The organism is Ruegeria sp. AB11 (assembly GCF_056536325.1).
Window position 1 is genome coordinate 1,456,772 of sequence record NZ_JBQFJO010000001.1, and the last position, 18,229, is coordinate 1,475,000.

General features: G+C 55.8%; 19 protein-coding genes and 1 tRNA gene (1 of these 20 only partly in view). 8 read left to right on the forward strand and 12 right to left on the reverse strand.

What is annotated here, in order from left to right; genetic code table 11:
• Nucleotides 1–207: 207 nt before the first annotated feature.
• The 7 genes from ACR3EJ_RS07440 to ACR3EJ_RS07470 form a co-directional block, all read right to left on the reverse strand.
• On the reverse strand, nucleotides 208–1,407 hold the full coding sequence (locus ACR3EJ_RS07440; protein ID WP_170546499.1) for a pyridoxal phosphate-dependent aminotransferase: 1,200 nt from the start codon (nucleotides 1,405–1,407) through the stop codon (nucleotides 208–210).
• Nucleotides 1,404–2,045 carry a TetR/AcrR family transcriptional regulator gene (locus tag ACR3EJ_RS07445; RefSeq protein ID WP_480422905.1) on the reverse strand — a complete coding sequence of 214 codons (642 nt, stop codon included), beginning with the start codon at nucleotides 2,043–2,045 and terminating at the stop codon, nucleotides 1,404–1,406. Before ACR3EJ_RS07445 ends, ACR3EJ_RS07440 begins: the two co-directional genes overlap by 4 nt.
• A 186-nt stretch (nucleotides 2,046–2,231) precedes the next feature.
• Nucleotides 2,232–3,491: a TRAP transporter large permease gene (locus tag ACR3EJ_RS07450; RefSeq protein WP_170546496.1), complete on the reverse strand. Its 1,260-nt coding sequence runs from the start codon at nucleotides 3,489–3,491 to the stop codon at nucleotides 2,232–2,234.
• Nucleotides 3,488–4,021: a TRAP transporter small permease subunit gene (locus ACR3EJ_RS07455; protein ID WP_170546494.1), complete on the reverse strand. Its 534-nt coding sequence runs from the start codon at nucleotides 4,019–4,021 to the stop codon at nucleotides 3,488–3,490. The genes ACR3EJ_RS07450 and ACR3EJ_RS07455 overlap by 4 nt, the downstream gene beginning before the upstream one ends.
• Nucleotides 4,022–4,084: 63 nt before the next feature.
• Complete coding sequence (locus ACR3EJ_RS07460; RefSeq protein ID WP_170546491.1) at nucleotides 4,085–5,059, reverse strand: TRAP transporter substrate-binding protein; 975 nt, start codon at nucleotides 5,057–5,059, stop codon at nucleotides 4,085–4,087.
• Nucleotides 5,060–5,084: 25 nt separating this feature from the next.
• Nucleotides 5,085–5,627, reverse strand: coding sequence for a 3-hydroxyanthranilate 3,4-dioxygenase (locus ACR3EJ_RS07465; RefSeq protein ID WP_170546489.1), 543 nt, complete (start codon nucleotides 5,625–5,627; stop codon nucleotides 5,085–5,087).
• 95 nt (nucleotides 5,628–5,722) lie between these two features.
• Nucleotides 5,723–6,676 (reverse strand): dihydrodipicolinate synthase family protein, encoded by a 954-nt coding sequence (locus ACR3EJ_RS07470; protein WP_170546486.1) that lies wholly within the window; start codon nucleotides 6,674–6,676, stop codon nucleotides 5,723–5,725.
• Between the two features lie 146 nt (nucleotides 6,677–6,822).
• Between ACR3EJ_RS07470 and ACR3EJ_RS07475 the strand changes: the two genes are divergently transcribed.
• The 3 genes from ACR3EJ_RS07475 to ACR3EJ_RS07485 all read left to right on the forward strand — a co-directional run bounded on the left by ACR3EJ_RS07475 (nucleotide 6,823) and on the right by ACR3EJ_RS07485 (nucleotide 10,078).
• On the forward strand, nucleotides 6,823–7,596 hold the full coding sequence (locus ACR3EJ_RS07475; protein WP_170546483.1) for an aspartate dehydrogenase: 774 nt from the start codon (nucleotides 6,823–6,825) through the stop codon (nucleotides 7,594–7,596).
• Between the two features lie 2 nt (nucleotides 7,597–7,598).
• Nucleotides 7,599–8,543, forward strand: a complete 945-nt coding sequence (locus ACR3EJ_RS07480; protein ID WP_170703686.1) for a LysR family transcriptional regulator — start codon at nucleotides 7,599–7,601, stop codon at nucleotides 8,541–8,543.
• A gap of 104 nt (nucleotides 8,544–8,647) precedes the next feature.
• On the forward strand, nucleotides 8,648–10,078 hold the full coding sequence (locus tag ACR3EJ_RS07485; RefSeq protein ID WP_170546478.1) for an NAD-dependent succinate-semialdehyde dehydrogenase: 1,431 nt from the start codon (nucleotides 8,648–8,650) through the stop codon (nucleotides 10,076–10,078).
• A gap of 83 nt (nucleotides 10,079–10,161) precedes the next feature.
• Here ACR3EJ_RS07485 and ykgO read toward each other — a convergent pair whose 3' ends face one another.
• Nucleotides 10,162–10,287: a type B 50S ribosomal protein L36 gene (ykgO, locus tag ACR3EJ_RS07490; protein WP_005648635.1), complete on the reverse strand. Its 126-nt coding sequence runs from the start codon at nucleotides 10,285–10,287 to the stop codon at nucleotides 10,162–10,164.
• A 90-nt stretch (nucleotides 10,288–10,377) separates the two neighbouring features.
• Nucleotides 10,378–10,452: transfer RNA gene (locus ACR3EJ_RS07495), tRNA-Val, on the reverse strand.
• A 150-nt stretch (nucleotides 10,453–10,602) separates the two neighbouring features.
• Here ACR3EJ_RS07495 and ACR3EJ_RS07500 point away from each other — a divergent pair.
• Nucleotides 10,603–11,475: an N-formylglutamate amidohydrolase gene (locus tag ACR3EJ_RS07500; protein ID WP_170546475.1), complete on the forward strand. Its 873-nt coding sequence runs from the start codon at nucleotides 10,603–10,605 to the stop codon at nucleotides 11,473–11,475.
• A 2-nt stretch (nucleotides 11,476–11,477) separates the two neighbouring features.
• On the opposite strand, the gene ACR3EJ_RS07505 is transcribed toward ACR3EJ_RS07500, so the two are convergent.
• Entirely contained in the window at nucleotides 11,478–12,731 is a 1,254-nt protein-coding gene (locus ACR3EJ_RS07505) for a DNA polymerase IV (protein ID WP_170546472.1), read from the reverse strand.
• 89 nt (nucleotides 12,732–12,820) lie between these two features.
• On the opposite strand from ACR3EJ_RS07505, the gene ACR3EJ_RS07510 reads away from it, so the two are divergent.
• On the forward strand, nucleotides 12,821–13,213 hold the full coding sequence (locus ACR3EJ_RS07510) for an NUDIX hydrolase (RefSeq protein ID WP_170546468.1): 393 nt from the start codon (nucleotides 12,821–12,823) through the stop codon (nucleotides 13,211–13,213).
• A gap of 292 nt (nucleotides 13,214–13,505) precedes the next feature.
• Here the strand turns inward: ACR3EJ_RS07510 and pyrF are convergent, their stop codons facing one another.
• Nucleotides 13,506–14,198: an orotidine-5'-phosphate decarboxylase gene (gene pyrF / locus ACR3EJ_RS07515; RefSeq protein ID WP_170546465.1), complete on the reverse strand. Its 693-nt coding sequence runs from the start codon at nucleotides 14,196–14,198 to the stop codon at nucleotides 13,506–13,508.
• Nucleotides 14,199–14,339: 141 nt separating this feature from the next.
• Here pyrF and ACR3EJ_RS07520 point away from each other — a divergent pair, with 141 nt between their 5' ends.
• Nucleotides 14,340–14,660 (forward strand): hypothetical protein, encoded by a 321-nt coding sequence (locus ACR3EJ_RS07520; RefSeq protein ID WP_170546462.1) that lies wholly within the window; start codon nucleotides 14,340–14,342, stop codon nucleotides 14,658–14,660.
• A 127-nt stretch (nucleotides 14,661–14,787) separates the two neighbouring features.
• Entirely contained in the window at nucleotides 14,788–17,406 is a 2,619-nt protein-coding gene (gene clpB, locus ACR3EJ_RS07525) for an ATP-dependent chaperone ClpB (RefSeq protein WP_170546459.1), read from the forward strand.
• 74 nt (nucleotides 17,407–17,480) lie between these two features.
• Here the strand turns inward: clpB and ACR3EJ_RS07530 are convergent, their stop codons facing one another.
• Complete coding sequence (locus tag ACR3EJ_RS07530) at nucleotides 17,481–17,858, reverse strand: VOC family protein (protein ID WP_170546456.1); 378 nt, start codon at nucleotides 17,856–17,858, stop codon at nucleotides 17,481–17,483.
• Nucleotides 17,859–17,903: 45 nt separating this feature from the next.
• Here ACR3EJ_RS07530 and ACR3EJ_RS07535 point away from each other — a divergent pair, with 45 nt between their 5' ends.
• Nucleotides 17,904–18,229, forward strand: the 5' portion of a protein-coding gene (locus tag ACR3EJ_RS07535) for a winged helix-turn-helix transcriptional regulator (protein WP_170546453.1). Its footprint extends 214 nt past the window's final position; 326 of the gene's 540 nt are visible here — the first part of the coding sequence; it begins with the start codon at nucleotides 17,904–17,906; its stop codon lies off the right edge, out of view.

The window sequence follows — 18,229 nt, forward strand, 5'->3', positions numbered from 1 at the left end:
GTGCAGCCATTATTCGGAGTGAACCGCGTAAGCTCTGCGCGCCCCATTTTATGTCAAATGTATGGGTGATCGCGTGCCCTCTGGCCGCAGCCGAGACCAATTCAAGTGACATAGTCCTATCTGTTGGGGCTAAATCAAACTTGTAGAACCACCTAAGACCAACCGCTTTAGAGCGATGCTATCATGAACATTTTTCTAATGCAGCGTCTAAGCGTGCCTTGCTCTGATGCGTTCGCAGGCTAACAAATTGGCGTGGTCCACAATACGGCTGACCGCAGTGGAAAATTTGGCATCACTGATCGTCAGCGCGACACGTACCCAATCGTTCAAGCCGTCGCCAAATGCTGATCCGGGCATGACGGCCACGCCAGCTTGCAATAGGTCCCAGGCGTAGGCCTCTCCGTTTAGACCAGTGGCTGAGACGTTGATAAGTGCAAACATCCCTGCCTCTGGCCGGTGCACTGTCAGCTTCGTTTCGGCGCGCAGTTGCTCGGCCAACAGGGTGGCGCGCGACGCAAATCGTTCAGCCATTCCAGGAGCCACTTCAGATCCGCTTCGGATCGCCAGTTCTGTCATGTCTGCAATAAAAGGCTGGTTCCCGAACAGCATGGTTTCGGAAAAAGGCAGCAAAGCCTCACAAAATGAGACGGGTCCGACACACCAACCGCTGCGGAACCCTGGGGCCGCATGTGATTTCGAGATCGAAGAAACCGCGATAACGCGATCAGCCAGATTCGACATAGCTAATGGCGAAACAAATCTCGCGCCTTCATAGACAAGTTCTTCATAGACTTCGTCTGAGATGATCCACAAATCATGTTTGATCGCCAATTGTCCAATCTCGGCAATGTCTGCCTCGGTCAGAATTGCACCTGTGGGGTTGTGTGGTGTGGTTAGTAAAATAGCACGACTGCGCGATGTTATCCGCTGCGCGATGTCCTGCGCCTGCATGCGAAATCCGCATTCGGGTCGAAGCGGAACGGGCACCACGTCGGCGCCAGACGCGCGAATAACCCCTTCGTAAGTCGCATACATCGGATCCCCGACAAGAACCTCGTCTCCGGTCTGAGCCACCCCGGCCATTACTGCAAACAATGCGGTTTGGGTTCCGGGGAAGCACAAAACATTCTCAGGTTCAAAAACTCGCCCGCGGTTGGCTGTGTAGCGTTCGGCAATCGCTGTAAGTAAACCAGGTTCACCGTGGCCATTGGAATACCCAGTGCGCCCAGCCCTTAGCGAAGATACGGTGGCTTCAATCAGTGTATCTGGAACAGGGACGTCTGGTTCGCCAATCGTCATCTCGACGATATCCGCACCAGTTTTGATAAGCTCTCGTGCTTTCAGGTGTACACCCCATTTCGCCCCTCCCAAGTCGGCGAGCCGCTTAGTTACGTCAGTGGTTCTCAAGGCTGCCTCATTTCTTTGGTTAACGGAATTCTGATGATCGCACTGATGGCTGTCAGCCCAATCTGCGCCAGTTGCCCATCAGAGAAAGCGTCCGGGATGGCGCTACCTTCAAGCCAAAGCCCATCAAGTACCGCGTTGCAGGCGATCGCTAGTTGAGTTGCCTCGGATGCTTTGACCGAACGTCCGGATTCGTTCAATGCCGCAACGATCTGTTTCTCAAGTTGGTCGCGAAAATAGGTATAGGTCTGTTGGTGGATGCACTGCATTTTGGGGTCATGGAGCACCCGGTTCAGAAACCCGGCCCATAACGCAAGGGCAGCCGGATCAACTACCGGAGGCTGTAGCGACGCAATCACAAAATTGGTTAGCTGAGACACTGCGGTTCCATCACCTGCCGCGGCTGTAGTTTGATCGGTCAGAGCGTTCATGTGATGTTCATAAGCGGCCTGAATCAGCTCTTCTTTCGATAAAAAATAATGCCGGATCAATCCCTGCGTAACGTTTGCGCGAGCGGCAATTTCGCGGACAGTTGCGCCGTGTAAACCTATCTCCGCAATCAGGTCCAACGTCGCCTGAATCAGGGCTTCACGTCGAGATTCGGCGGATTGACGCGTGAATTTCCGACCTTGGGTTATCATTTCCAATCCATGAAATGCCATTGTTATGCAGTTGTATAATTATGAATACTATTGATTATCGCAAGGTGATTTTAACCAAGGATTAGATCAAGAATGGGCGGCTATTCTTGTAAAAATCGTTCTGCGGTACAGGGGGTTGGAAACGATGATGAACCACCCAACAAAGACCTAACCGGGTAGAACGGGCTATATCAAAGCCGTCGACAGTATTGGAGCGTAGCTCAGAAGGATCAGAACGGTGGCAACTGCGATTAGAAAGGGCCAAAGAGATTTGAGAATAGCCCCCGGGCTCGTGCCGCTCATTGAGGAAGCAATGTAGAGGCCGATTCCGACAGGTGGTGTCAGCAGGCCCAGAACCAGATTCAGGCAAACGACAACACCGAATTGATATGGGCTGATATCATAGGATCCGGTTGCGATGGGCAACAGAATGGGTGTGATCAGAATGATCGCTGCGATGCCGTCGATGACCATTCCAACCAAAAGCAGGGCGAGATTGACGATCAGCAGAAACAGAAACGGATCGGATGTAATTGAGGTGATCAAACCTGCCAGATGTTGGGGGATTTCTTCGTAGATAATAACCCAGCCGAAAACGCTGGCGGCGGCGATCATGAACAGGATCATCGACGCGTTTGAGGCAGTTCTTTTGAACATCTCGCCCAAGTTTTGAGGTTTAAGATCGCCGTAGATCAACCATCCGACCAGAAACGCGATCAGTGAGGCGATGGCGGCGGATTCGGTTGGCGTGGCGATGCCGAACAGGATGCCTCCGATGATCGAAACAGGGATCAGTAGGGCGGGCAGGGCAGCGATCAGAGCGCGCATCGCGTCGCGGCGTGACATCCAGACGCCCTTGGGAAACTGCTGCGACCACCCAATCAAAGTGATCACCAGCGCAAAGGCTCCGGCTAGAAGAAGCCCCGGAATGATTCCTGCGATGAACATGTCGCCAATCGGGATCTGAGCCAGAACTCCGAAGATGACAAACATCATTGAGGGCGGAATAACGGGCGCCAGCAGGCCTCCCGCCGCTGTGGTCGCGGCGGCAAAGCCTTTGTCATAACCTTCTTCTTCCATCGCGGGGACCATGGCGCGCGACATTACGGCAATCTGCGCGGTGGCAGAGCCAATGATGGCGGCCATGAACATGTTGGCTAACAGGTTGATATAGGCAAGCCCGCCTCGGAACCCGCCCACAAAGACACGCGCCAAAGCAACCAGGCGACGCGTCATGCCGCCTTCGTTCATCAGCTCTCCGGTTAACATGAACAGGGGAATCGCCAGCAGGCCATAATTCTCTAGCCCGCCAAACATCTTCTGGGCAAAACTGTCATAGAGAACAGTATTACCGCTCTCCCAGATGTACCAGATCGCCGTAATTGCAAGAACGATGGCGACGGGAACCGACAAAAGCAGTGCGGCCAGAAAGACAATCGGGCTCATGATTGCGCGCCCTTAGTTTGCCAAGCCAGCAGGTGCATCGTGGAATGCAATGTGGCCCCCAGCGCGAACAGCCACATGGCCAGCCAGAACAGATATTTCGGCAGCCCAAGGGTCAGGGTCGGCTCGGCATAGATAAAGTTAAATGTATTACCTTGAAACGCCACCGTATCGAATCCAGCGCGCGCGATGTCCAAAGGCAGGAACCAGCGCCAGCAGAAGTACAGCATCGCGGCTGCGAAAACGAATACAACCAGATCCACCACCTTGCCGATGATTGCCCTGATACGAGGTGGTACCAGATCAACAACGAGCGTAATCGAGACCGAATTGCGGTGATGCAGTGCTGCTGATGAGCCAAGAAACGTCATCCAGACCATCGCATAGATCGCCAACTCATCCACCCAGAAAAGCGCGTTTCCTGCTGTGCGTGTCACCACGTTCAGCAAGATCAACAGGGTCACGCAGACCGCCAAGCCTGCGGCACACCACAACTCTACTCGCGCCCAGGCGGCTGACAGCCGGTACAACATCGCAGATCCCCTATGAAAAAGGGCGCAGGATCGACCTACGCCCTTTCCTTGATGTATTCACCTTTATTTGGTTTCTGCCGCAGTCGCCCGCAATGCGTCAAGGGATGAGGTTTTTTCCGACCAGATACCGTTCCATTCCTCGATGGCATCGCCGAAGAACGAGGCATCCACTTTCTTGTAGGCCTTGCCGGTGCCCTCGATCTGATCCAGCCACTTGGCCTCATTGGCGACATAGGCATCGATGGTGCTGTCCACATGCTTGGCCATCAGATCGCCAATCATTGCGCGATCTTCATCGGATAGACCGGCCCAGACCTTGGCCGAAACCAGACCGACCATTGGGAACATCATGTGGTCCGACTGCACGATCGTATCGGCGTGATCATAGTATTTCAAAACCCAGATCAATTCGGCATCCATGTCGATGGCATCGACCTGACCATTGGCCAGTGCGTCGTAGACCGCCGGCAGGGGCATCGGAGTCGGAGCAGCCCCAACTGCGTTGTAGAAATCAAGGATCGGTGTGAAGGGCGTGATCCGAAGTTTCAGGCCTGACAAGTCGTCAGCTGATGACACTTCTCCCCGGCTGACGATCTGGCGCAGGCCAGCCATACCGTAGCCAACGCCCACGACGCCAACCTGACCGGGCAGGGGCTCCAGCATTGATTTGGCGGTATCGGAACGCAGGATACGCCCGGCATGGCCAATATCATCCGCCAGATAGGGGGCGTAAAACGCTCCCAATTCTGGTGCGCGGTTCGATACCTCGGCCACCGTCATGAACGCCATGTCCAGCGCACCGGTCTGAAGTTGCTGCAACATCTCGGCCTCGTTCCCTAACTGGCGGGCCGGGAAAACCGAAACGGAATGAGCGCCACCGCTGGCTTCATTCAACTCGGCCCCAAAGGACTCTGCTGCTTTGGTCCAGATATGCGGGGGTGGAGTAATCAGGCCCAGACGGAATTCATCTGCATGGGCGGCCAGAGATGTCACAGCCAGCGCGGCTGCAGATGCGGCGATCTTAGCAAAATGTCTCATGTGTTTCCCTGTTTTATTGTTGGTGTCAGAGTGTGACCCAGCCTTCTGGTGGCTCTTTGCCCGGATGCACGGTCTGGCACTGCGGGCATGTTCGGTCTTCTTCCGATGCATAGAATTTTTCGTAGACCGGCGGCAAGTCTTTGACGATGGACTGCAGTTGCATCTCGGCCCGATGAACGAGCGATCCGCACTCAAAACAGTACCACTCGATAGCGTCCAGTTCACCTGTCTGCCGTTTGGGTTCTATAACCAACCCGATGGAGCCTTCCTGAGGGCGCTGCGGAGAATGACGTACATGGGGCGGCAGCAGAAAAATCTCGCCCTCGTGGATCGGGACGTCGTAGAACTCATTCCCATCAAACAGTTTCAATACCATGTCACCTTCTAGCTGGTAGAAAAACTCCTCGACCGGGTCGTCATGGTAGTCGGTCCGCTTGTTCGGTCCACCAACCACAGTGACCATCAGGTCGGCATCTTCCCAGATCTGTTGATTGCCGACAGGCGGTTTCAGCAGGTGACGGTGTTCGTCGATCCATTTCTGAAAGTTGAAGGCTCTTAACTTCGACATATCCCACTCCCTGTTAGTAGAAGATTGGCCTGTTTTCCCATAACCGCAAAGAAATTATCTGCATTTAGATATCTGATTTGCTTATATCTATGAGGCTAAACCTTAAGTCCGCTTTCTTCGAACCCATTGCGAATGATCTCTCTTTCGGCCTCGGTCAGTTCTAACATCGGGGGCCGTACCCGCCCGCCAGTTTGTCCCAATAGTTCCTGCCAGTATTTGCCAAAGGCGGTGGGTTTATCCGCAGGCCGGGTACGCTTCATTGCGTCCCGCACTGGGTTCAGGCTGTCGAACACCTTGCGTGCTTTATCTGCTTTGCCTGCAAAGGCCAGCCGCGTGTATTCATTCATTCTCTGGTCGTTTTTGCTCTGCAACAGGTAGGGTGGTGACGAGCACAGGTACAGTTTCCAGTTCAGTTCGAGGATGTTATCCAGCCACTCATGTTCGGCTGAGGTAGAGACTTGAATCTTGTCGCCGACCATATGGGTCAGCTTCACGTACATCTCGCGCGGAACCGAGTATTTGATCGCAACGATATTGGGGAGATCGGCAATCCGCGCGCATTCCTCGGGTTGCATGAGATATCCGCTGTCCGGATGGCTCCACATCGCGATTCCAATATCAAGCTCGTCGCAGAACCGCTTATAATATTGGTACAGAACCTCTCCGCGGTCCTGAACAAAACTCAGAACGGGCGCATGCAGGACGACGTAGTCGGCACCGCAATTTTGCGCATGGCGTGCCAGGTCCAGCGCTGTGTCAATGTTCTGATCCGAGACTGAAACGATCACACCGGCCCTGCCCGCACATTCATCGACGGCTACCTCAAAGTTTCGTTTGCGCTCTTCAAGGCTCATCGAAAAGAACTCGCCTTGTTTGCCCGCTACAAACAGGCCCTGAATACCCAGATCGTCAATCCAGTGCCGGATATTCGACCTCAACCCCGCCTCATCCAGCGTAAGGTCGTCATTGAACGGATTCAGGGCTGCTGCCCAAATTCCTGTCATATGTTCGCGCGCATAGGCTTTTGCATCGTGCTTGGAGTATTTCATATTAGACGGGCCTTCCGGTTGACCGCATCATGAAAGCCCGATCATTCCACCTGATCCAATGCGAAAGCCGAGAATTGGGTATCGGAAAATAGAATATCCATGGATTATCAATTTAGAAATCTTTAGCGCTGGAGTAGGCTTGCCGCATGAAGATCGGATTGATCGGTAAAGGCGCAATTGCGCAATATGTTTCGAATGCGGTTCAGGCCCGGGGACATTCGGTTTGCGCGGTGCTGGTGAGATCGGGCAGCGTTTCGCAAAATCCGGAACTGTTTGTAGATTCGGTTTCGAAGCTCTCGGCGAATACGGAACTGGTGATTGATTGCGCGGGCCATCGGGCACTGGAGGAGTACGGGCCTCAGATTCTGGCTTGCGGCCTCGATCTGGTTACCGTTTCCATTGGCGCACTGGCGGATCAGCGGGTGGCAGATGCGTTGGCATCGGCCGCACGGGAAGGTGGGGCAAAGCTGCATTTGGCCAGCGGTGCGATCGGAGCGCTCGATTGCCTTAGTGCCGCCGCGACGGGCAAGCTGGAAAAAGTCACCTATGTCGGGCGGAAACCGCCGCTAGGCTGGATGGGTTCACCGGCAGCGGACAAACTGGACCTAGAGGCTCTGACAATCGCGGAAACGCATTTCAAAGGCACCGCCCGAGAGGCTGCACTGGAATATCCTAAGAACGCGAATGTTGCGGCGGCGGTCGCGCTGGCAGGGCTGGGTTTCGACCAAACGCTGGTCCGTCTGATCGCAGACCCTTCGATCACTCGCAACATCCACGAGATCGAAGCTGAAGGCGATTTCGGGCAGTTCCATTTTCAGATCAGCGGAAATTCCCTGCCCGACAATCCGCGCAGCTCCGCATTGGCCGCGATGAGCGTCATCTCGAAACTCGAACAGATTTCAAGTCTGGTCGTGCTCTGATCATGGTGGGACGTCATTCACGCATTGTCGACCGCGCCCTGACACGGCTGAAATTGCGCCAGTTGCGCTTGCTTGTTGCCGTAGGCGCACACGGCAATATCCAGAATGCCGCGCGCGAGCTGGGCATTTCGCAACCCGCCGCTACCAAGATGATTCAGGATCTGGAACTAGACTTTGAGGTCAAACTATTCAGCCGAACCAATCGCGGTGTCATCCCAACTGTGTTCGGAGAGACCCTGATCCGTCATGGCAAGCTGATCTTTGCACAAGTCTCAAACGCAGCGCAGGAACTTGATGACCTGAATGAGGGGAATTCGGGGCGTGTGGTTGTGGGTACTCTGCTCGCCGCCTCGACCAGCCTGCTGCCAACGGCAATTGAAATATTGTTGGCCGATCGCCCGAACGTGGCAATCAAGATCAATGAAGGCACGAATGAAGTTCTGATGCCCCGATTGCTGTCAGGTGAAATCGATATGGTGGTAGGACGTCTGCCCTCGCACCGACACCGTGACAAGATCAGGCAGGAGAAACTGTTCGAGGATCACATACTTGCAATTGTTGGCAATCAGCACCCCCTTGCCAGGCGTAAGAACATCTCGTTTGCTCAGACCAAGCCTTTTGGCTGGATTGTGCCCCCGTTGGAAACCACACTCAGACGACAGCTCGACCATTTCTTCGTTGGTCAGCAACAACATGTGCCGCCGGTGATGATAGAATCCGTGTCCTATCTAACCAACCGGGCTTTGCTGCAATCGCGCGATTTGATCGGGCTTATGCCGGCCGAAGTTGTCTCGCAGGACGTTGCCCACGGCTATTTGACACCGTTGGATTGGGATGTACCCTTTGGCCAGGGGCCCATCGGAGTTTCATTTCGTGCCGATGCCGATTTGTCCCCGGCAGGCCGGGCGTTCAAAGCCGCGCTACACCAAGCAGTGCAACAGAAATAGGATCAGGTATTCGCCAATTTGATATCAGTATTCATCCAATTCACTTGAAGTAATGTCAGCCATTGCATGAGTTGAAAGGGTCCTAATTCGGAGGCATCAATTACATGTATCCTGAGCTTAAGCTGTTCATCGCAGGAAAATGGCGCACGACCAGCCAGGATGTGCCTGTCGTGAACCCGGCGACCGAAGAAGAAATCGCACGTCTTCCCTGTGCGTCCAAAAGCGATCTGGATGATGCGCTTGATGCGGCTGTCAAAGGCCTCAAGATCTGGAGCCGCACCGCACCGCGCGAACGTGCTGATACGATCCTGCGTGCTGCTGCACTGATGCGGGAACGTCAGGAGGAGATCGCTCAATCCATCACTTTGGAACATGGCAAACCGCTGAAACAGGCCCGACTTGAGGTGATCCGAGGGGCCGAGTTCTTTGAGTGGGACGCGGGCGAAGCAATGCGCACCTATGGACGGATCATACCCGCTGCGCCGGGTCATAAATTCGCGGTACATCACCAGCCCATCGGTGTGGCCGCCGCGTTTTCACCTTGGAACTTTCCTATGAGCCAGCCGGCACGGAAAATCGCTGGTGCGCTCGCCTCAGGTTGTTCGATCATCTTGAAAGCGGCCGAAGAAACACCGGCGGGTGCGATCCATATCGCAAAGGCCTTTGACGACGCTGGATTACCTCCGGGTGTGTTGAATCTTGTGTTCGGCAACCCAGCAGAAATCTCTGGCCACTTGATCCCGCAGGAACCGATCCGGCTTGTGGCTTTTACCGGTTCGACAGCAGTGGGCCGCCATCTGACGACGCTTGCGTCTGAACATATGACGCAGGTGCTGATGGAACTGGGTGGCCATGCGCCCGTAATTGTTTGCGAAGATACCGATGTTCGGGCGGCAGGTGTATCAAGCGCGGTTCGCAAGATGCGCAACGCCGGGCAGGTCTGTACATCACCGACTCGGTTCTTTGCCCATGAAAGCATCTTCGATGCGTATTCAGACGCGTTCGTCGAACGCGCCGCTGCAACTGTTGTCGGCAACGGGATGGGACAAAATGTTGAGATGGGGCCACTGGCCAATGATCGCCGGGTACCTGCATTGACAGAACTGGTGGAAGACGCCCGCGCAAAGGGCGCGACGGTTGCGACAGGCGGAGGCAAACATGGTGACAAAGGCTACTTCTTTCAGCCCACGGTCCTACTGAATGTGCCCGACAAAGCGCGTATCATGCAGGAAGAACCTTTTGGTCCGGTCGCGGTAATCAATCCGGTCACTTCATTGGATCATGCGATTGAGCAGGCAAATTCGGTGCCTTATGGATTGGCAGGCTATGCCTTCACCAATCGTGCAGATTATATCGACCGTTTGATCGATGAGGTCGAGGTGGGCAATCTGTCGATCAACACGCTCGAAGCCTCGATGCCCGAAACGCCTTTTGGTGGTGTGAAATCCAGCGGCTATGGCCGTGAGGGCGGAACCGAAGGGTTGGAGAACTACATGACGGTCAAGCATGTCTGGCACTCGGCCAAACTCTCTTAACCCACGCGGCTCACAAATCACTTCACCCCTAAACAAAAAACCGCGCTCAAAGGCGCGGTTTCTTATTCGGATATGTGCAGTTCTTAGCCTTGACGAGCTTTGAACTTGCGCTGCGTCTTGTTGATCACGTAGACGCGGCCTTTGCGACGCACAACCCGGCAATCACGGTGCCGGTTCTTGAGCGAGCGGAGCGAGTTCTTGACCTTCATGGTCTGTCTCCAATCTGCGGCGCCTTCATCAAGGACGTGGCCAGCGCCTGGGTTAATCGGGTGCCCCGGAAATCCGAAGCAGTGAATTCATGGTGGGCGGTACAAGGATTGAACTTGTGACCCCTTCGATGTCAACGAAGTGCTCTACCGCTGAGCTAACCGCCCATGAAACCGTCGCTTGGCCTACCCCATAACGAAATGGGGCGCGGAACCCCGCGCCGGTAGCGGGGTCTATAAAAGGAGTCGTTAGGGGGATCAAGGGGTTTGGCAGAACTATTTTCCGGTCTATGTTCAATGCGAACGAACGGAGAGCCCATGCCCAACGCCGCGACCAATGCAGCCTATGTTCTGGATATGCCCGCAGAGCGCACCTCATGCGTGGTATTTGCCTCTCCGCATAGTGGTCGGGCATATCCCGCGTCGTTGCTTAAACGGTCTGTACTGAACCGTAAAATGATTCGGTCTTCCGAGGATGCCTATGTCGATCAGCTATTCGACTCGGCCCCGGAATCCGGAGCGCCATTCCTCGCCGCGGCCATGCCACGCGCCTATCTGGACCTGAATCGCAGTGCTGATGAATTGGATCCGGCGCTGATTCAGGGCGCGCGCCGTCACGGGCACAATCCGCGTGTGGCTTCGGGGCTGGGCGTGATCCCCCGCGTGGTCGCCAATGGGCGCGCGATTTACAGTGGTAAGTTGACGATGGACGAAGCGCGCCTGCGGATCGACACTTACTGGCGGCCCTATCACCAAAAACTGAAATCCCTTCTGTCCGAATCGCACGAGATGTTCGGGCAAGCGATCCTGATCGATTGCCATTCGATGCCGCATGAGGCGGTCGCAATGGCCGGCGGCTCTGGCAGTACGCGCCCCGAGATCGTTCTGGGTGATCGGTTTGGTGCTGCTGCCTCGGGGTTGATCGTCGATCAGATTGAATCTGCGTTCACAGATGCGGGCCTGAATGTGGCACGTAATGCGCCTTTCGCAGGGGCCTATGTCGCTCAGACCTATGGCCGCCCAACCCGGCAACAACACGCGATCCAGATCGAGATCGACCGCTCTATTTATATGGACGAAGATACAATTCAGCCAAACGGCAACTTTCAGTCGTTCCGTGAGGTACTGCGGCAGGTCTCCGGCAAGATTGCCTCCATAGGGTCCGAGCCGTTGTCGCTGGCTGCCGAATAGCCTTAGCGCAGCGCGCGTCCCTTAACGATCGCATCACTCCCAAATCGGCGGCGAATATCGTCTGTGGCCCGTTCAGCCTGGGATCTGCGTGTGGCACCGGGATCTAGCAAATCACCCGAAATATCGGCCTGATCCTCGGTGCACAAATCGGATAGGCCACATCCAAGCAGGCGATACGGACCCTGATCCCCGACCTGATCGAACAATCCGCGCGCCGTGCGATATATCCTGTCCGCGATCTGTGTCGCGTCGCGCAACGACACGCGCCGGGTGATGACTTTATGATCGGCTTGTTTCAGTTTCAGCGTCACAATCCGACCCGCCAATCCCTTGGCTTTGGCACGATCGGCCACTTTTTCGGACATGCGCCACAAGTGTCCGTCTAATATTTCGATGCTGGCGGTGTCTTCAAAGAACGTGGTCTCGTTGCTTATCGACTTCATCGGTTCATGCGCAGAAACGCGCCGCTTATCCTGCCCTCGGGCCAGATGCCACAAGCGATAGCCCATCGATCCGAACCGGGCGGTCAGTGCCTCCTGATCCCAGCGCAGAAGATCGGCAAATGTTCGAATTCCTGCACGATCCAGCGATTCCTGCGCAGCCGGGCCAATTCCCCAGATCAACCTCACAGGTTTATCGTGCAAAAACTCAGCTGTTTCAGCCTTGCCGATCACCGAAAACCCGCGCGGTTTGTCCAGATCTGAAGCGACCTTGGCCAAAAATTTGTTGTGGCTAAGACCGATTGAGCCGGTCAAGCCAAGTTCATCCTTCATTCGTCTGACCAGCCGTGCCAGCATTACAGCTGGCGGTGCACCATGCAGTCGTTCAGTGCCCGACAAGTCCATGAACGCCTCATCCAGTGAAAGCGGTTCCACAACAGGCGTCAATTCGTCCATCATCTCCCGGATTTGGCGTGAAACGCTGGCATAAACGGACATGCGCGGTTTGATCACGACCGCATTGGGGCACAGCTGAAGTGCCTTGAACATCGGCATCGCTGATCGCACGCCGCGTATACGCGCAACATAACACGCGGTCGATACCACCCCGCGCTTCCCACCCCCGATAATCACCGGCTTGTCTGCCAGTTCGGGATTATCGCGCTTTTCGACAGATGCGTAGAAGGCATCGCAATCCATGTGGGCGATGGTTAGATCGAACAACTCGGGGTGCGATTTCAATCGTGGGCTGCCACAGTATGTGCAGCGCTTGCTCTGCTCTATTTGATTTAAACAATCGCGACAGATAGCAGGCATCACAGGTTCTTTCGGTCCAGTTTCGACTTGGCGAAGTCTCTGGGTCGGTTAGAATCTATCTCGATTGGGCCGGAATAAAAAGGGGATTGATGGATTTCACGGGGGCCAAAACTGCGCTGTTCCTCGGGGACGAATTGCTTGTGATTTTGCGAGACCAAAAAGATGATATCCCCTTTCCCGGGCATTTCGATTTCCCCGGCGGAGGGCGAGAGGAGGGCGAATCCCCCATAGAATGTGCATTGCGTGAGACGGTCGAAGAAGTTGGGCTGAACTTGTCGGAAACTGATCTTGTATGGTCCCGTCAATACGATCGAAGCTGGTTCTTTGTTGCCCGACGCCCGGCCCAAGATGTGCATCTTGTCCAATTTGGTGACGAAGGGCAGGGATGGTGCCTGATGCACCCTCAGGATTATTTGGCCGACCCACTTGCCATACCCAATTTCGTTGCCCGTCTAAAGGATTACCTTACCGAACTTGGGTAGTGGAAAAGGGTTGGTTGTTCTCAGAAGAAAGCCCCCCGCTGGTGCGGGGGGAGGAAACGGACCTCAGGAAGAGATGGCCCGTTGGGGAGTGTCTCAAGCCCAGAATCGCGCAAATTCGCCCATTTCGATACCTTCAAGCCAATCGTGCAATAAACTCGTATTTTTCATGTGTGTTTTCGGGCACAGGGGCGATTTGGCGCGGCTGCAGTGAAAATTGACGTAAGGTCAACTGGTTGCAGGACGAACTTGTCCTCTATTCTGCATTAATCCGGTTGCTCTGACAGTGCCGCGGCTAAGAAATTAGTTCGTTCAGAACGGCTTCTGCGGCGGCTCGTGGATTCTCCGCCTCATAGATCGGACGACCCACAACAATGTGGTCCGCGCCGTCTCCAATTGCGCTGGCAGGGGTTGCGACTCGTTTCTGGTCGCCATGTGCAGCGCCAGCCGGGCGCACTCCAGGCGTGACAATCAGGCGGCCTTCGGCTTGGGGTAGGGCCCGGATCAGAGCAGCCTCATGAGGGCTGGCGATGACGCCATCGGCCCCCGCCTCAAATGCCTTGGCTGCACGTTCAACCACAATGTCCTGAACATCGCCCGCTTTCAGAAGGCTCGCATCCAAATCGTCCCTGTTCAGGGATGTCAGGACGGTGACCGCCAGAATCTTCAGGTCTTTGCCCGCTGCACCTTCCTTTGCGGCGCGCACCACATGCGGGTCGCCATGAACAGTGAGGAAGTCCAAGTCAAACTGCGCCAACCCACGTACCGCGTTTTCAACAGTATTGCCGATATCGAACAGCTTCATGTCCAAAAATATGCGCTTGCCGTGATCCTGTTTAAGTTCGTTGGCCAATGCCAGCCCGCCGCCGGTCAGCATCCCCAGCCCGATCTTGTAAAACGAAACAGCATCCCCCAGCCGCTCAGCCATGGCCAGACCCTGCAGGGCGTTTGGGACATCGAGGGCTACGATTAGGCGGTCATCGGACATAGGGCGCTCCTTTTTGGCAAACGTGTGCGTCCTAACGGGTTCGGAGCGAACTGTCTATGCGCGAAGCCTGAGGTGAAGCGGTTCACGTACTAAATTGTGCAATGTGCTAATGTGCAAACGTTCAGAACAGGGATAAAAAAGATGAAAAAAGTAATTCTACTTGGCGTGGCACTGATGCTGGCCGCATGCGAAGACGCGCCTCAGAGTGAGCCGCCCGAAACTGGTGCTGCACCGGCTCCAACCAATGACAATCTTCTGCTGGTGCGTGGGTATCGATCGGAAGACGACTGGTGCCAACTGACAGGGGAGACAGCCTATACCGGCAACTTCCTCGATCATACAGCTGATCTGGTTTCATGCCCCACAGGCAGCAGTGCAGAGCAATCTTTGGTTGAAATGTATGATGCTGAATTGATGGGCCAAACCGGCGGATATTCCGTCTATTCCATTCCGCGCGGGTGACGCCGAATTATCTGCTCTAGCCCCTTGAATGGGAAAAGACATTTCCCAAATTGAATGTGAGGCCCAGACCGACGCGTGCCGCCAAGCGGGCGCGTCAAAACGGGGCGCTTAAGAAAAGGAGAATGCTATGGACTTGAACAAGTTCACCGAGCGGGCACGGGGATTCGTGCAAGCGGCGCAGACCATTGCGCTGCGTGAGGGGCACCAAAGGCTGGAACCCACACATATTCTGAAAGCATTGATGGATGACGATCAGGGGCTGGCGAGCAACCTGATCACACGCGCTGGCGGCGCACCGAACCGTGTGGTTGAGGTGTTGGGCGCTGCAATGGGCAAGATCCCAAAGGTCAGCGGCGACGCGAGCCAGATTTATATGGATGGCCAGACTGCCAAGGTTTTGGACGAGGCAGAGAAGATCGCCACCAAGGCGGGCGACAGCTTTGTGCCGGTCGAACGCGTTTTGATGGCGCTGTGTATGGTGAAATCCAAAGCCAAAGAGGCTTTGGAGGCCGGTGCAGTATCGGCCCAGAAACTGAATGAGGCGATCAACGACATCCGCAAGGGGCGCACCGCTGACACCGCCTCAGCGGAAGAGGGCTATGACGCGCTTAAGAAATACGCGCGCGACCTGACCGAAGCGGCCGCTGAAGGCAAGATCGACCCGATCATTGGGCGGGACGAGGAAATCCGCCGTTCGATGCAGGTTCTGTCGCGCCGCACCAAGAACAACCCGGTTCTGATCGGGGAGCCCGGCGTCGGTAAGACCGCGATTGCCGAGGGTATGGCCCTGCGCATCGTCAACGGCGACGTCCCTGAATCGCTGAAGGACAAAAAGCTGCTTGCGCTCGACATGGGGGCGCTGATCGCTGGTGCGAAGTACCGTGGAGAGTTTGAAGAGCGCCTGAAGGCTGTTCTGACCGAAGTGACCGAGGCCGCCGGTGAAATCATCCTGTTCATCGACGAGATGCACACGCTGGTCGGCGCGGGTAAGTCCGACGGCGCGATGGATGCTGCCAACCTGATCAAGCCTGCGCTTGCCCGAGGTGAGCTGCATTGTATCGGCGCGACCACGCTGGATGAGTATCGCAAGTACGTCGAAAAAGACGCGGCGCTTGCGCGGCGGTTCCAGCCTGTGATGGTCACCGAGCCAACGGTCGAGGACACGATCAGCATCCTGCGCGGCATCAAGGAAAAGTACGAGCTGCACCATGGTGTGCGTATTTCCGACTCGGCGCTGGTCTCGGCGGCGACGCTCTCGCATCGCTATATCACCGACCGTTTCCTGCCCGACAAAGCAATCGACCTGGTCGATGAGGCGGCGTCGCGTTTGCGGATGGAGGTGGATTCCAAGCCCGAGGAACTCGATCAGTTGGATCGTCAGATCCTGCAGATGCAGATCGAGGAAGAAGCGCTGAAGCTGGAAGATGACGCGGCCTCCAAGGATCGTCTAGAAACCTTGCAAAAGGATCTGGCCGACCTTCAGGAGCAATCCGCCGAGATGACCGCCCAGTGGCAGGCCGAACGGGATAAGCTGGCGGGTGCGCGTGATCTTAAAGAGCAGCTCGACAAGGCGCGCGCTGATCTGGAAATCGCCAAGCGCGAAGGCAATCTGGCCAAGGCGGGTGAGCTCTCCTACGGCGTCATTCCCGAGCTTGAGAAAAAGCTGACCGAGGCCGAAAACGCCGAAAGCAACGCCATGATGGCCGAGGAAACGGTGCGTCCCGAACAGATCGCTTCGGTGGTCGAACGCTGGACCGGTATCCCGACCTCAAAAATGCTGGAAGGTGAGCGCGAGAAATTGCTGCGCATGGAAGATGAGCTGCATTCCCGCGTGATTGGTCAGGATTCGGCGGTGACCGCCGTGGCCAACGCCGTGCGCCGTGCGCGGGCTGGTTTGAACGACGAAGGCCGCCCGCTGGGCTCGTTCCTGTTCCTCGGGCCGACCGGCGTCGGGAAAACCGAACTGACCAAAGCCGTGGCGAACTTCCTGTTCGACGACGACAACGCGATGGTGCGGATCGACATGTCCGAGTTCATGGAGAAACACGCGGTCGCCCGTCTGATCGGGGCTCCTCCGGGCTATGTCGGTTATGATGAAGGTGGTGTGCTGACGGAAGCCGTGCGGCGCAGGCCATATCAGGTCGTGCTGTTTGACGAGGTCGAAAAAGCGCACCCGGATGTGTTCAACGTTCTGCTTCAGGTTCTGGATGATGGCGTTCTGACCGATGGCCAGGGCCGCACCGTGGACTTCAAGCAGACGCTGATCATCCTGACGTCGAACCTTGGGTCGCAAGCGCTGAGCCAGTTGCCTGAAGGTGCGGACAGCGCCCAGGCACGGCGCGATGTGATGGATGCGGTCCGGGCGCATTTCCGGCCGGAATTCCTGAACCGTCTGGACGAAACCATCATCTTTGATCGGCTCAAGCGGGCCGATATGGATGGCATCGTCGATATCCAGATGGCACGCCTGCAAAAACGTCTGGCTGCCCGCAAGATCGAGCTGGCCTTGGACGATGGCGCCAAGGAATGGCTGGCGAACGAAGGCTATGATCCAGTCTTCGGTGCCCGTCCGCTCAAGCGCGTGATCCAACGTGCCTTGCAGAACCCGCTGGCCGAGGCATTGCTGGCCGGTGAGATCAAGGATGGCGAGACTGTACCTGTCACAGCAGGCACGGATGGATTGATCATCGGAGACCGGCTGGGCACATCGGAACGCCCACGCCCTGACGATGCATTGGTTCACTAAGCCTTAAGAACTGAAGAGACCCGCCAATCTGGCGGGTCTTTTTTTGGTAGTGGCTTGATTGGGGCTGAGAGCGTTCAGGCCTGTCCAGCCAAGTCCTGCGCTAGCATCATTGCATTGCCGTCCGGGTCGTAAAATGTGGCAGTGCTGACCATCCCCTCGATCGTCTCAGTTTCGCCGTCAAACCGAACTCCGGCACCTTCCAAAGCACCGCGTGCGCTTGCGATATCGGCAACACCAAAGACCGGAACGGTGTTCCCGGGTGCGGGTTCTGCCTGCTCGCCCAAGCCAAGGGTCACGCCCTCGGTTTTGGTCAACATCTCGCTCCAACCCGCCTCATCAATATGATGGACCAATTCAAACCCGAGCTTCTCATTGTACCATTGTGCGCTGGCGTGGCGGTCTTTGACCGAAATGGCAAGAGTGATGGTGTTTTCTAAGGAAACGAGGGGCATGGAACTTTCCTTTTGTCCTAAAATAAAATAAAGTAACTATACTTTATGGACATTAAGACACTTGTCAAGCTTACCTCTCGGGCCTGGTCGCTGAACATTCTTGCGCAGTTGCACAGCGGAGTTCCGGGCAGGCAGGCCCCATTGCTCGCTGCGACCGGGGCAAGCCGGACGGCATTTGCAGCAAGTCTGGAGCATCTGGTAAGCCTTGGCTTACTTGAACGGAACCCGGGGCACGGCCACCCTTTGCGACCTGAATTCCGATTGACAAAAGCCGGGGTTCAGGCGGCGGCTGTGGCGGCAGAAATCGTGGCTTTGGTGCCGGATGATACTGAATTGAAGTTACTGCGCCGCAGCTGGACGGTTCCTATTCT

What these genes read in the sequence shown, in the direction of transcription:
- ACR3EJ_RS07445 (WP_480422905.1), bottom strand. Translation starts at nt 2,045, where the DNA reads ATGATAACCCAAGGTCGGAAATTCACGCGTCAATCCGCCGAATCTCGA.
- ACR3EJ_RS07450 (WP_170546496.1), bottom strand. Translation starts at nt 3,491, where the DNA reads ATGAGCCCGATTGTCTTTCTGGCCGCACTGCTTTTGTCGGTTCCCGTC.
- ACR3EJ_RS07455 (WP_170546494.1), bottom strand. Translation starts at nt 4,021, where the DNA reads ATGTTGTACCGGCTGTCAGCCGCCTGGGCGCGAGTAGAGTTGTGGTGT.
- ACR3EJ_RS07460 (WP_170546491.1), bottom strand. Translation starts at nt 5,059, where the DNA reads ATGAGACATTTTGCTAAGATCGCCGCATCTGCAGCCGCGCTGGCTGTG.
- ACR3EJ_RS07465 (WP_170546489.1), bottom strand. Translation starts at nt 5,627, where the DNA reads ATGTCGAAGTTAAGAGCCTTCAACTTTCAGAAATGGATCGACGAACAC.
- ACR3EJ_RS07470 (WP_170546486.1), bottom strand. Translation starts at nt 6,676, where the DNA reads ATGAAATACTCCAAGCACGATGCAAAAGCCTATGCGCGCGAACATATG.
- ACR3EJ_RS07475 (WP_170546483.1), top strand. Translation starts at nt 6,823, where the DNA reads ATGAAGATCGGATTGATCGGTAAAGGCGCAATTGCGCAATATGTTTCG.
- ACR3EJ_RS07480 (WP_170703686.1), top strand. Translation starts at nt 7,599, where the DNA reads ATGGTGGGACGTCATTCACGCATTGTCGACCGCGCCCTGACACGGCTG.
- ACR3EJ_RS07485 (WP_170546478.1), top strand. Translation starts at nt 8,648, where the DNA reads ATGTATCCTGAGCTTAAGCTGTTCATCGCAGGAAAATGGCGCACGACC.
- ykgO (WP_005648635.1), bottom strand. Translation starts at nt 10,287, where the DNA reads ATGAAGGTCAAGAACTCGCTCCGCTCGCTCAAGAACCGGCACCGTGAT.
- ACR3EJ_RS07500 (WP_170546475.1), top strand. Translation starts at nt 10,603, where the DNA reads ATGCCCAACGCCGCGACCAATGCAGCCTATGTTCTGGATATGCCCGCA.
- ACR3EJ_RS07505 (WP_170546472.1), bottom strand. Translation starts at nt 12,731, where the DNA reads ATGCCTGCTATCTGTCGCGATTGTTTAAATCAAATAGAGCAGAGCAAG.
- ACR3EJ_RS07510 (WP_170546468.1), top strand. Translation starts at nt 12,821, where the DNA reads ATGGATTTCACGGGGGCCAAAACTGCGCTGTTCCTCGGGGACGAATTG.
- pyrF (WP_170546465.1), bottom strand. Translation starts at nt 14,198, where the DNA reads ATGTCCGATGACCGCCTAATCGTAGCCCTCGATGTCCCAAACGCCCTG.
- ACR3EJ_RS07520 (WP_170546462.1), top strand. Translation starts at nt 14,340, where the DNA reads ATGAAAAAAGTAATTCTACTTGGCGTGGCACTGATGCTGGCCGCATGC.
- clpB (WP_170546459.1), top strand. Translation starts at nt 14,788, where the DNA reads ATGGACTTGAACAAGTTCACCGAGCGGGCACGGGGATTCGTGCAAGCG.
- ACR3EJ_RS07530 (WP_170546456.1), bottom strand. Translation starts at nt 17,858, where the DNA reads ATGCCCCTCGTTTCCTTAGAAAACACCATCACTCTTGCCATTTCGGTC.